9 protein-coding genes and 2 pseudogenes are annotated in these 13045 nt (G+C 63.1%); 3 read left to right on the top strand and 8 right to left on the bottom strand.

Going from position 1 to position 13045, the window contains the following annotated elements; genetic code table 11:
• The 8 genes and pseudogenes from H0V34_08515 to holA form a co-directional block, all read right to left on the bottom strand.
• Positions 1-3607 (bottom strand): TIGR02099 family protein (locus H0V34_08515; protein MBA2491728.1); only part of this gene is annotated, 3607 nt, incomplete at its 3' end.
• A 199-nt stretch (positions 3608-3806) separates the two neighbouring features.
• The gene (rng, locus tag H0V34_08510) at positions 3807-5282 is read right to left on the bottom strand and encodes a ribonuclease G (GenBank protein MBA2491727.1); all 1476 of its coding nucleotides are present in this window, start codon (positions 5280-5282) and stop codon (positions 3807-3809) included.
• 72 nt (positions 5283-5354) lie between these two features.
• A pseudogene (gene maf, locus H0V34_08505) lies at positions 5355-5932 on the bottom strand (septum formation inhibitor Maf).
• A 48-nt stretch (positions 5933-5980) separates the two neighbouring features.
• Positions 5981-6448 carry a 23S rRNA (pseudouridine(1915)-N(3))-methyltransferase RlmH gene (gene rlmH, locus H0V34_08500; GenBank protein ID MBA2491726.1) on the bottom strand — a complete coding sequence of 156 codons (468 nt, stop codon included), beginning with the start codon at positions 6446-6448 and terminating at the stop codon, positions 5981-5983.
• Between the two features lie 40 nt (positions 6449-6488).
• Positions 6489-6839, bottom strand: coding sequence for a ribosome silencing factor (gene rsfS, locus H0V34_08495; GenBank protein MBA2491725.1), 351 nt, complete (start codon positions 6837-6839; stop codon positions 6489-6491).
• Positions 6839-7543 carry a nicotinate-nucleotide adenylyltransferase gene (gene nadD, locus H0V34_08490; protein MBA2491724.1) on the bottom strand — a complete coding sequence of 235 codons (705 nt, stop codon included), beginning with the start codon at positions 7541-7543 and terminating at the stop codon, positions 6839-6841. The genes rsfS and nadD overlap by 1 nt, the downstream gene beginning before the upstream one ends.
• On the bottom strand, positions 7521-8804 hold the full coding sequence (locus H0V34_08485; GenBank protein MBA2491723.1) for a glutamate-5-semialdehyde dehydrogenase: 1284 nt from the start codon (positions 8802-8804) through the stop codon (positions 7521-7523). Before H0V34_08485 ends, nadD begins: the two co-directional genes overlap by 23 nt.
• 10 nt (positions 8805-8814) lie before the next feature.
• A complete protein-coding gene (gene holA, locus H0V34_08480; GenBank protein MBA2491722.1) occupies positions 8815-9873 on the bottom strand; it encodes a DNA polymerase III subunit delta in 1059 nt (352 codons plus the stop codon).
• Between the two features lie 155 nt (positions 9874-10028).
• On the opposite strand from holA, the pseudogene H0V34_08475 reads away from it, so the two are divergent.
• The 3 genes and pseudogenes from H0V34_08475 to H0V34_08465 all read left to right on the top strand — a co-directional run bounded on the left by H0V34_08475 (position 10029) and on the right by H0V34_08465 (position 12930).
• Positions 10029-10919 (top strand): annotated as a pseudogene (locus H0V34_08475) (NAD(P)-dependent oxidoreductase).
• Positions 10920-11348: 429 nt separating this feature from the next.
• Complete coding sequence (locus H0V34_08470; GenBank protein MBA2491721.1) at positions 11349-11846, top strand: SCO family protein; 498 nt, start codon at positions 11349-11351, stop codon at positions 11844-11846.
• A 58-nt stretch (positions 11847-11904) separates the two neighbouring features.
• Positions 11905-12930 carry a multicopper oxidase domain-containing protein gene (locus H0V34_08465; protein MBA2491720.1) on the top strand — a complete coding sequence of 342 codons (1026 nt, stop codon included), beginning with the start codon at positions 11905-11907 and terminating at the stop codon, positions 12928-12930.
• The last annotated feature ends 115 nt before the right edge of the window (positions 12931-13045 follow it).

Genomic DNA, 13045 nt, shown 5'->3' with positions numbered 1-13045 from the left:
GCAATGCGCCGGCAAGCGGCAGGCCCGACATGATCTTGGGCACGACCACCACCCGCTGATCGTAATCGTGCGCCACCAGCCCGGTACGGCCGGTAATCTTGATCAGCGCGGCCGGGCCATCGATTACCGTATTCTCGGTGTACATGTTGGCGTCACGAAACGCCAGGTCGCCGGCCATGGTATCGAAGCTGAAGCCGGTTCTGAACAGATCGCTGAAGTCCAGCGACAGCCGCCGCTGGATGGCGCCCAGATTGAACAGTCCCAGCAGGCGTCCGGGCCCAGGATCGAGTCCGCGCAGTCTGCCGTCGGTGACCCGCAAGCTGGTCTGCCCGCTCAAGTGCGCGAGATCGAAACGGGCGGGCGCATCCGGCCAGTCGAGCCGCGCCTCGACGTGCGCGATGCCATCTCGCATGCTGTGCTGGAGATCCCAGCGCTGCAGGAGTTCGCCGAGATTGTCGCTGTTCAGCACCAGGTCGAAACGGGATTTCTGAGCAGCCTCCCCAACGTACCATGCGCCCTGCGCCCGACCTTCGAAATTAGGCGCCGAGAGTTCAAGCTTGCGCACGCGCAGACCGTTTTTCATCCGCGACGTCTCCAGGCGCGCATCGCTGAATTCGAACTCGCCGATGCGCAGCGCCTTGGCCGTCACTCGCAGCGGCGGTAGCTCGCGCGCATCCATCGCCGCGCCCGTCCCATGGCCCGCGTCCTGCCCCGCCTGCAGATCAAGGTGCTCGAGATTCGCCACCAGCGGCGCAGGTGAATCGCGATCGGCCGGCACAACGACACGGCCCGCAACCTGCGCGGAGCGGACCTGCGCCATCCACCGGCCATTGCGTTGCAGGGCCTCGATCCGCAGCTTATCGAACGTCCGACCTGACCACCGCAAACGCCGCGCGGCCACGTCCAGTTGGCGCAACGAAATGGAAGCGCCACCTTTCTCCAAAGTTCCAGGCGTTTCCGCTTGCAACTGGCGCGCCCAGTCCTCCACGGAGAATTCAGCAAACGCCGCCTTCACGGTGACGCCCACGCGCGGCAGCCTTGCTAACCCGCGGGCATAGCTAAGGGCGCCGCGTTCGATGCGCATGCCCCCTTTGTCTCCGGTCAACAACAGCACGGCGGAAAGGTCGGGCCCGTACTGCGCGCGAACCGGGTGCTGTTGTTCGTCGCCGCCAAACGCGGTAACGACACGAAACAGCCGGCGCTCGGCCGCGCGTTTTAGCAACGGCTGCGGCAGATCGACCGTGGTGCCCTGCAGGCTGGAGACGAGGCTGAACCCGAGTGGCCGCGGCTCCGCGTCCGCTGGAGGTTTGCCGATCGCGGGCAACCCCAGACGCGCTTGCCAGAGCGACGCGCCCCGCAACTGCCGCACAAGCGGGTGCTCGACATCCGCGAGCAGCGCGCTCGCCGGCAGACGGCCGCGCACGCTGACGATCGTGCGTTTGTCTTCGCCGGGCGCAACACCCGCCGTCACCTTATGCCCCCGGAATCGCCCGTTGATGTTCTCGGCCCTGAAGCCTTCCGGGCTGAACGCCAGCTCGCCTTCAATGCCGTTAAAGTCGAGTCCGGGCGGCGCGATCCGCAAGCCCGCACGGTCGAAGGTTACCCTGCCCGAGACCTCTGGCTCCTCGCCACTGTCTTTGGAAAGGGGCAACCGCAGGGCTAGTGCGAGCCGGCTGTCGCCGCTGACCGTGAGCCGCTCGAAAAGGTTCGACTCGGCAAGCACCGATCGCTGCAGATACTGCGCAATGTCCTCTACCGGTCCGTGGCCCGCCAGCGACAGTTGCAGCTCGCCCTCCCGCAGATCCGGAATCAGAACAGTCGCGGCATCGATCTGGCTATCCAGCACCTGCGCGCGCGCGCCTGTGACCGACACCGACGGACCGCTAAAGCGAACCTCCGCTCGCGCCGCCTCTACTCGCGGCCAGCCGGGACGATAATCCAGGATGCCCTGCTCGACATCGAAACGCGCCTCGAACTCGCCATTGCCGTCGCTATGGCGAAAGGGAAAATCGGCGATATCGCCCCGGACATGCACATCACCGGAGACAAGCCTGCCAGCGACCAGCGCCTGCTTCAGCCATTCGGTCGCTCTGGGCGAGAGAATCTTCACGGGCAGATAGTCGGCGACTTTTGCCACCTCGCCGCGACTGAGTGCGATCCGCGTATTGAGATACGGTCGGCCGGCGCCCAGGCGCAGTTCAAAGGGTCCGCTTGCGGCGAAGTCCTCATTGCTCAGCGAGAGCTTTGGCGACCGCATGACCAGGCGTTCGTTCTCGCGCCGCCAGCACACATCGCCCCGCAGTCGATCGAACTGCGAAGGTCCGTCGAACAGCCGCGGATACTGGATTTCGAGGCCATGCGTGCGCAACGCCAGAGTTCCCGTGCTTCGACTGAACGCGAAGCGGCCGTCCGCACCCGCGAAGCCCGGTGCGTCGGCATCCGCCGCGAGGCTCAGGTCATGGAACCGTCCGTGCGCCCGGTAGTGCAGAAGCTGGCCCTTTTCGATCCGCGCCGACAGCCATGTTTCCCTCAGCTCGCCGGTGGGCGCTCGCGCCATAAGCGGGCGCAAGGCATCGATGCTATCGCTGTTTGGCGCCAGCGCCAGCAAATCCTCGACCTTTGCATTACTAAGCCAACCGCGGTAGGCAGTCTGTCCGTTGCGCGCGGCGCGCGAATCGAGACCAGCCGCGGTGGCGCGCCAGCCGCGCCCGGCACTGGTTACTTCGAGATCTTCGATCCGCATTTGCCAACCGCGCGCCTTGTGCCGCCATCCGAACTTCAGTCCGACGCTTTCGAGTTGCCAACCGTCAGCCAGCCGCGCGTCTTCGATACCGGCCGTGCCGACGACTCTTGCAACCGCGCCATTTTCCACGTGGCCCCAGACCTGCAACGCAGCGGTGCCGCGCGCAATGTTCGCGCGCAGCTTCGATGCCGGCAGTTGCTCGCCCTGCAAATAAAATGTTCCGCGCAAGCCGCTGGCGGGCAGCGTCAGCAATGTCTGCAAATCCGCCGCGACCACGAGACGCGCCGCGCGACTGGCGGCCAGCGCAAACCTGGCGCGCAGCCGCGTGTTCCCGCCGCCAGCATCCAGGGTGGCATCCACATGTCGCAGGCGGTAATTGACATCGAGCTGCCGGTCTTCCCAAAAGATCCGACTGTCACGCAAGGACACGGTTCTTTCAGCGTCAGCGGCGAATGTCGGGTGCTGCCGCCGCCTGATGCCGCGCGCGGTCAACTTGCCGTGCGCGCGGATTATATGTAGCCTGGCGCCGGTGACGTGCAGGCTGGCAAGCGCCAGACGGCGGCGCCCAAGGCTGTGCATCAGGTCGGGCGTCGCGCGGGCCTCATCGAAACTCAACAACACCTGGCCGCTGGCGTTCTTGACCGTTACATCCCGCAGCCGCACGTTTAGGTCCAGTCCGCGCCACGCCGCGTCGATGGCGCCGATGGATACCGGCCGGTCAAGTGACGCACTGGCAAGGGATTCGAGGGTTTCGCGATGCCCGGCAAGCCAGGGCGTCGCCAGCCGGATACCGGCAAATGCGAGCGTGACCAGCAGCGCCAGCGAAAGCGCCATCGTGAAGCTGCGCCGAAGAACAACGCTCATGACGGGTAGGGTAGATAAAAAGACTTCATCGCAATCCGTGCGGATCCTTAAGCGCTCAGGCCAGGGCGAAACAATACACTGAGCTATAGTCAGACAAGGCTTGTATGTCGGGCGCTAACCAAAGGCGTAACGCTTGCAAGGCGCTTCCGGTCCGGTCGGCGCGCCACATGCGGGCGCGCGGGCGTTCTCGGGCCGCACGCTACATGGGAACGACATCGAACTGCTCCTGAGTATAAAGCTGTTCCACCTGGAATTTGATCGGCTTGCCGATAAATTCTTCAAGCTCCGCCAGACTGGTCGATTCCTCGTCGAGCAGCATGTCCACGACTTCCTGGGCGGCCAGCACCAGCAACTCGTTGGATTCGAACTGGCGGGCGTCGCGCAGAATCTCGCGAAACAGCTCGAAGCACACCGTTTCCGCGGTCTTTAAGGTGCCGCGCCCGCCGCAGGTGCCACAGGCCTCGCACAGCACGCGTTCCAGGCTTTCGCGGGTGCGTTTGCGGGTCATGGCCACCAGCCCCAGCGGCGACACTTCGCTCACGTGGCTTTTGGCGTGATCGCGTTCCAGACTCTTTTCCAGCGCGCGCATCACCTGCCGCTTGTGATCCTCCTGCGTCATGTCGATGAAATCGATGATGATAATGCCGCCCAGATTGCGCAGGCGCAGCTGACGCGCGATGCTTTGCGTCGCCTCCAGGTTGGTCTTGAAGATCGTCTCTTCCAGATTCCGGTGACCGACGAATCCGCCCGTGTTAACGTCGATGGTGGTCATGGCCTCGGTCTGATCGATGATCAGATATCCGCCGGATTTGAGTTGCACCTTGCGCTCCAGCGCCTTTTGTATCTCGTCCTCGACGCCGTACAAATCGAAAATCGGGCGCTCGCCAGGATAGTGCTCGACCCACCCCGCCATCTCCGGCATCAGGGACTCGATGAATTCGTTGACCTTCTGGAAAGTCTCGCGCGAATCGATGCGCACTTTCTCCACCTCGTAACCCGCCATGTCCCGCAAGATGCGCAGCGCCATCGGCAGATCGGCATACACGGCCGTACCGGGGGCCGCGCGCTCGGCTCTTTCGGTAATACTCGCCCACAACTTCTCCAGAAAGCGCATATCCCGAGCCAGCGCTCTTTCAGTCACGCCGTCCGCGGCGGTGCGCACGATGTACCCGCAGGGACGCCCGCCCTCCGCCACCAGCCGTTCCATAATGGTTTTAAGGCGCAGGCGCTCGTCGTCGCCGCCGATCTTGGACGAAATGCCCGTGGCGATCGCGCCGGGCGCGGACACCAGGTAACGCGAAGGGATCGTCAGATGCGTAGTCAGGCGCGCGCCCTTGGTGCCAAGCTGGTCCTTGACCACCTGCACGAGCAACTGCTGGTCTTCGTGCAGCAACTGGCCGATGGTTTCCCGGTGCGTCGCCAGCACGCCTTCGGCCATTTCCTCGACCACCACACCCACGTCGGAGGCGTGCAGAAATGCCGCCTTTTCCAGCCCGATGTCCACGAACGCGGCATCCATGCCCGGCATCACGCGGCAGACCCTGCCCTTATAGATATTGCCGACCAGACCACGCTTGCGGCTGCGCTCGATCCAGATTTCCTGCAGCACGCCGTTTTCGACGATGGCGATGCGCGTTTCCTGGGGCGTGACGTTTATAAGAATTTCTTCGCTCATACTTCACGGTCCCATTATTTTTTCACAGTCCCATGGCGGTGTTACCAAACATGCCAGCCCACGTCTTAAGCGTCACGGGATCTCGATACCGAAGTCCCGCAACAATTCGCCGGTCTCGAACAGCGGCAGCCCCATCACGCCGGAATAACTGCCGTGCAGCGCGCTGATAAAAACCGCGGCCCTGCCCTGAATCGCGTAGGCGCCCGCCTTGCTCCGTGGTTCGCCCGTTGCCCAGTAGGCGCAGCACTCGGCCGCGCTGATTTCGCGAAAGTGAACACGCGTCACGGAGAGCCGCTGTGAATGCCGCTCAAAAGTGCTTATCGCCACCGCGCTGAACACCCGGTGCGCGCGGCCCGACAATGCCGCCAGCATCGTTAACGCGTCGTCCCTGTTCGCGGGCTTGCCCAGCACGTAGCCATCCAGATAGACCGCCGTATCCGCGCCCAGCACCGGCACACCCGGCGGCGCGGCGCGCATAACTGTCAGTGATTTATCAAACGCCAACGCGCGACGTAGTGCGCTACAGCTTCGCCCGGTCTAGGGGTCTCGTCAATGTCTGCCGGCACGACGTCGAAGTCGATACCCAGCTGTCGCAGCAGCGCGGCCCGCTGGGGAGAAGCGGATGCGAGAATCAGCCGCGCCTGGCGCATGCGGACGCGGCCCTGCGGCCAAGGACACCGGCTTTATGCATCGAACGGCTAGGACCGGTGGTAAGGGTGATTGCGTAAAATCGTTGACGCCCGATAGAGCTGCTCCAGTACTATTACCCGCACCAGCGCGTGGGGAAAAGTTAGCGCCGAGAGCGACCAGCGTTCATTGGCGCGTTCAATACACGCTTGCGACAGACCATCGGGGCCGCCGATCATGAAGGTCAAATCCTGGCCGAACTGCATCCATGTATTGAGTTTCGCAGCCAGTTCAGCGGTGCGCCAGTGATCGCCCCGTTCATCCAGCGCGACGACATGCGTATCGCCGGAGAGAGCGGTCAAGAGCCGTTCGCCCTCGTCAATTCTGCCTGGCTCCGGGTCCGGTGGTCGTCGCCTGGAAACCGGAATCTCCTTGAGAGCGAACGCCCACTGCGGGGGCAGCCGCCGCGCGTAATCGTGAACGCCGGCAATGATCCACTCCGGCATGCGCGTGCCGACGCTGAGCAGGCGAACGCGCATGCGGATGTACTATGGTGAATTTTCGCTTAATCGTGTCACATCAGGAATGTGCCCGGTTTTCCAAGGGCTCGTCTACCATCCACAGCCGTTCCAGATTGTAATAATCGCGCACGCGCGGCAGCATCACGTGCACGATAATGTCGTTGAGATCGACCAGTACCCACTCGGCGTCGCGCGCGCCTTCGATACCGAGCGGCCTGATGCCGGCCTGCCTGACCCTGGCGACGACGCTATCGGCCAGCGACTTGACGTGCCGGTCGGAAGTGCCTGATGCGATCACCATCAAATCGGTAATGGGCGTCTTGTTGCGCACGTCGATTACCTGAATATCCTGGGCCTTAAGGTCACCTAGCGCGGTGACCACGAGTTGCTGCAAGTTTTCTGTTTCCATCACCTACCTTTGGACGTCGGGGTTATCGGGAGTTCTTGATAAAGTCTATGCTGGTGAACATAGCGCAGCACTTTAGCGGGAAGCATAGTGTCTGGGTCGTCTCCGCTCGCCAGTGCCTTGCGAATCATTGTGGACGAGATGTCCAGCAGATGCAGGGAACACGCCAGAATGCCACCGCCCGGACGTCGAGCGAGGTCCTCGGCCGCATGCGCGCGTCGCGCCTGCAACAAACGCCCGACCTCGCCGTTGGCTGGCATCGAACTGCCGGGCCTTGCGGTTATGACAATATGGGCTTGTTCCAGAATTTCGCGCCAACTACGCCATGAGGTAAAAGCCGCGAAGGTGTCGGCGCCGAGGATGAGGCACAGGGGTTGCGAGTCGCCAACTTCCGCACGCAGCTCGCGCACGGTGTCGATGGTGTAGGACGGCCCGTCGCGACGCAGTTCGCGATCATCGGGCAGCAGGCCCGGGTGCGCCTGCAACGCCAGTTCTAACATCCGCCACCGGTGCGTCGTATCGGCGAGAGGCGGCTCGCGATGGGGGGGGTTGCGCGCGAGCACGAAGCGGATTTCCCGCAGCGGCAAAGTCCGCAACAGTTCCAGCGCGGGATTGATGTGTCCGAAGTGGATGGGATCGAAGGTGCCACCCAGGACGCCGATCATGCAGCCGTAATCAGTGCTGTCACGCGCGAATCTGGCCGTCACCGAAGACGACGAACTTCTGCGACGTGAGGCCCTCCAGCCCCACCGGTCCGCGCGCGTGCAGCTTGTCGGTGCTGATGCCGATTTCCGCGCCCAGCCCGTATTCGAAACCATCGGCGAAGCGGGTGGAAGCGTTGACCATCACCGAGCTCGAATCCACCTCGCGCAGAAAACGCCGCGCCCGCGTGTAATCCTCGGTGACGATGGTGTCGGTATGATCCGAACCATAAGCCGCGATGTGCGCCATCGCATCGTCCAGGTCGGCCACCACGCGGATCGACAGGACAGGCGCCAGATATTCCGTGCCCCAGTCGGCTTCGGTAGCCGCCGCGATGTCGGGAAGCACGGCACAAGTCCGTGCGCAACCGCGAAGTTCAACACCTTTCGAGTCGAAGCGGCGTTTCAGCCGCGGCAGAATCTTATCCGCCACGCCTTGGGCCACCAGCAAGGTCTCCATCGCGTTGCACACGCCATAGCGATGGGTCTTGGCATTGACGGCGATCTCTTCGGCCTTGTTCAGATCGGCGCGATCGTCAATGTATACATGACAAATGCCGTCCCAATGCTTGATGACCGGTATCTTCGACTCGCGACTGGCGCGCTCGATCAGCCCCTTGCCGCCGCGCGGGATAATCACATCCACATACTCGCGCATGGCGAGCATCGCGCCGACCGCGGCGCGATCCGTGGTCTCAACCACCTGCACTGAATCACGCGGCGCCCCGGCCTCGTCGAGACCGGCACGAATGCATCGCGCGATGGCCTGATTGGAATGATAAGCCTCGGAACCGCCGCGCAGAATGGCAGCGTTGCCGGACTTGAGGCACAATCCGGCTGCATCGGCCGTCACATTGGGGCGCGACTCGTAGACGATGCCGATCACGCCCAGCGGCACGCGCATGCGGCCGACCTGAATGCCCGAGGGACGAAACGCGAGATCGGTAATCGTGCCGACGGGATCGGTGAGCGCGGCGATCTGGCGAAGCCCTTCGGCCATGGCGGCGATGCGCGCGTCGTTAAGCGTGAGTCTATCCAGCAGCGCCTGGTCCAGACCGCGGCGGCGGCCGGTTTCGAGGTCTTTCCGGTTTTCCGCGGCGAGCGGCGCTACGGAGGTATCGATCGCCCGCGCGATCGCGACTAGCGCGGCATTCTTGGCCCCGCTTTCCACGCGCGCGAGCTCGCGGGCCGCGACGCGCGCTTTGACGCCCATCTCCCGCATGTACTCCCGCACGTCCAGACCGGATGTTTCGATGGTCGCACTCATTCAGACGCTTTCAACGGATTCTCGCTTTGGAGATTCTCTCTATCGCAACATCAAACAGCGGCTGGCCGCTGAGACTCATGGTTAATACTAGCAGTTCATCCCACGGGTTGCCGGGTTCCTGCCCTTTGATCATACGATCAACCCGCGCGCAGCGCCGCAATAACGCAGCCCAGGCCGCGGCGGTCTGACGCCTGAACGCCATCTTAAGCATCGGCAGCCTGCGCGGCGGATTGATGCCGGCAGCGGCCTGATCCAGGGACGCGCCCTGACTGATCTGGCCGGAGATCGACGCCAGCGCGCGTACCTGATCGGTCAGCGACCAGAGCACCAGCGCCGGTTTCACGTCTTCGGCGGCAAGTCTTCGCAGAATCCTCGCAGCCTGCGCGCCATGGCCGGCGAGCGCGGTCTCGGCCAGCTCGAACACATTGAAGCGCGCGCTATCGGCCACATCCACCACTATCTCGCTCACGCTCAAGGGTTCACGAGCGCGCGCATCGCCATACAGCAGGCTCAGCTTTTCGATTTCCTGGTTTGCCGCCAGCAGATTGCCCTGCCCGCGTTCCGCCAGCAGCGACAAGGCATCCTCGCTGACTCTAAGGCCTCTCTCGTTCAGCCGCGCGTGTATCCACTGCCGCGTCTCGCGCGCCGCCAGCGGCCACACCTGCAGCATCACACCAGCGCGATCTAGCGCCTTCACCCATGCGGTATTCGCCGCGGCTTTATCGAGCTTACCGCATTGCACCAGCAGCACGGTATCCGGCGGCGGCTGACGGGCATAATGGGTTAACGCGGGCGCGCCGACCGCGCCGGGTTTACCCGGCATGCGTAGATCCAGCAGGCGACGCTCGGCGAACAGGGAGAGACTGGCCGCGGCCTCGCGCAATGCGGCCCAGTCGAACCCGGCTTCGGCGTCCAGTATCACGCGCTCCTGATAATCCCGCGCGCGCGCGGCGGCGCGTACCGCATCGGCCGCCAGCATCACCTGTAATGGTTCGTCGCCCGTAATCAGGTAAACCGGCGCCAGGCGCTTATCAAGGCTGCCCTTGAGCTGGTTGAATCGCAGTCTCATCGCTTGAGATTGTAATCGCTCAAGGTATTCGTCCGGGTGAAGGTCATCCGGGCGCTCCCGATAATGCGGCGCGAGGAGCCCGGGGAGGCGGCGGCGCCTGTTGCCTTGGGCGCGTGCGTTGCGCGACCATTCGCTTTTGACATAAGCGAATCCTAATGCCTGCAACCAAACCTGTCATCGGTTTTATCGGACTCGGCATCATGGGACGTCCGATGGCCCTGAACCTCCTCAAGGCGGGCTACCCGCTCGCCGTTTACGCTCGCCGACCGGAGACGGTGCAGCCGCTAACCGACAAGGGCGCGAGCGTGTACCCGACACCAGCGAGGCTCGCGGCCCACGCCGATGTCATCATCACGATGGTATCGGATACCCCCGACGTCGAAGCGGTGATTCTGGGCGAACAAGGCGTCGCGTGCGGCGCCAGGCGCGGATGTGTCGTGATCGACATGAGCACCATTTCTCCCGCTGCCACCCGCCAGCTTGCCGAAGCGCTCGCATCGCATCAGATCGACATGCTGGACGCACCGGTTTCGGGCGGGGAACAGGGCGCCATCGGCGGCAGCCTGTCGATCATGGTCGGCGGCAAACCCGCCGTATTCGAGCGCATGCGCCCGGTTTTCGAATGCCTGGGCACGAATATCGTACACGTCTGACCGGCCGGGGCTGGTCAGGTCGCCAAAGCCTGCAATCAAATACTGGTGGCGCAGATGATCGCGGCGACGGGCGAAGCGTTGCTGCTTGCGCACGCCGCGGGCGCCGATCCCGTCCGCGTACGCGAGGCGCTGCTGGGCGGATTCGCGTACAGCAAGATCCTGGAAAACCACGGCCAGCGCATGCTGGACGGCAACTACACGCCGGGCTTCAAGAGCAAATTGCATCTGAAGGATATGCGCATCGCGCTGGAAGCCGCGCACGAAGCCGGCGTTGACATTCCCGGCGCCGACCGGGCGCTGGCCTACCTCGACACTCTCGTCGAGGCCGGCCACGGCGAACTGGATTCAGCCGCCATCGCAAGAATGGTCTGGGGCCGGGAAAGCCTCGACTAAGCGCTTCGTAATACGGTTTAACGCTGGGCAGCGATGCTGTCCGCGTCCTTTACACCTGTCCGGTCCCTTTACACCAGTCCGCGAATCTTATAGCTATGATGTAATGTCCTGGCTATGTAATTGATTCACAGATCTATTCCCTGATAGCCGCGCCGCCGGCTGCATACGCGGACACTCTTGATATTGCACAAGCGCGTCCCGCGTGGCGCTTTTAGTTACTATTAATCAACTACTTGCGAACTTGGCTCGCCCTTTGCTCTAACGCCAGCAGACGATCTGCGAGGGTATGACGATGCAACGAAGACAGTTTCTGACTAGCACAGGTACGGCGGCGATCGGCGGCGTGGCGGCGGGCATGACCTGGGCAGCCGGCAGTCGCCGAATAACAACCCATCCGCCGCTAGAGCGGGCTCCGGCGCGATTCCCAACGTGCCCATGCTGACGCACGAGGGCCGCGCGGTGAGATTCTACGACGATCTGGTCAAAGGCAGGGTGGTCACCGTCAACGTAATGTACACCGGGTGCGGGGACTCGTGCCCTCTCATGACCCAGAACCTGCGCCATGTGCAGCGGCTGCTCGGAGATCGCGTGGGACGCGATCTGTTCATGTATTCCATCACCCTGCAACCCGAGGTGGACACGGTGGGCGTCCTGCATAGCTACGCCCGACTGTTTCAGGTAAAGCCCGGCTGGCAATTCCTTACGGGCAGCCGTGAGGACATTCAAGAATTACGCGTCGCGCTGGGGTTCTACAACCCGAACCCGGCGCTCGACGCGATCGACGCGGAGCACACCGGCATCCTGCGTTTCGGCAACGACCGCCTCCGCCGCTGGGCCGGGTGTCCGGCGATGACGCGCCCGATGGGTATCGTCGAGTCCATCTTAAGCTCGATGTCGGTACCCAACGCCAGCAACGCGGCCATTTAACAAGAGCGCCCCATTCAGGGCGCTGCGGGACAATTCATCGATTAAGGAAAAAGCAGACATGTTGACCAAAGCGCAACGCACCATGCACAGGCTTCTAGACCTGCAACGCGAGATCGCGCAGGCGCGCCTTAGCCGCCGCGAGCTTCTGAAGATGGGACTGGTCACCGGCGGCGGCGGCCTGTTGGGTATGGGCGGCGCCTGGTTGACCAAAGCGGGCGCGCAGGTCGTTATCCTACCCAGCCCGCCCACCACGCCGTGGGTGGAAGCGCTGCCCATACCGCCGGTGTTGCAGCCCAAGTCACTGGGCACAGGCCCGGCTCCGAACCCGGCCGCGCACCAGTTTTACAACCGGTTTTTGCCTCAGAAGACCTATCGCGTGCGCGCGGAAGAAAAGCCTCACAGCTTTCATCGGGATTTGATTGACAGCCCCATCTGGGGCTTCGATGGCATCTTTCCCGGGCCCACCGTGAACTGCCGCTACGGCGAGCCGGTATTGCTGCGCATGGAAAACCATCTGCCGGCCGTGAACGACCATGTCGGCTTCGGCGTCCCGCAGTCGATTACGCATCTGCACAACGCCCACACTGCCTCGGAGACCGACGGCGGCCCCTGGGACTGGAACGAGCGCGGGCAGTACACGGATCACCACTTCTGCATGGCCCGCCCCGGCTTCACCGTGCCGGGGACCATCCCGGCCGCATGGCGGGACGCGAGCGGTGGCGACGTCCGCGAGACGTTGACTACCTTGTTTTTCCATTATCACCGTCCCGACTTTACCTCGGCCGGCGTGTACAAGGGCCTGGCGAACATGGTGCGTTTCTTCGATGAAAAAGACACCGGTAATGAGACCCAGGGCTGGCGGTTACCCAGTGGCCCGTACGACGTTGAGTTAATGATCGCGGACAAGAAGTTCGATCCGCGTACCGGGGAACTCGTGTTCGATGATTTCAACCTCGACGGCGTGCTCGGCGACAAGCTTACGGTCAACGGCAAGATTCAGCCATTTTTCGTGGTCAAGCGCCGCAAGTACCGCTTCCGCGTCTTGGACGCGGGCCCGGCGCGCTTTTACACCTTAGTTGTTTAGTCCCGGAATGTGCTGGTACGGATCGAGTTTGAATCGTTGTGGTTCTTGCGTCCGGATTTTGTTGACGTATTCGTAGGGTGTGAGTCCCCGCAGGGTCTTGAGCCTGCGGGCGTGA

The sequence above is a fragment of the Gammaproteobacteria bacterium genome, from assembly GCA_013696315.1.
In the GTDB taxonomy this organism is placed as follows: Bacteria; Pseudomonadota; Gammaproteobacteria; order JACCYU01; family JACCYU01; genus JACCYU01.
This window is presented reverse-complemented; position numbering and strand designations above follow the sequence as displayed.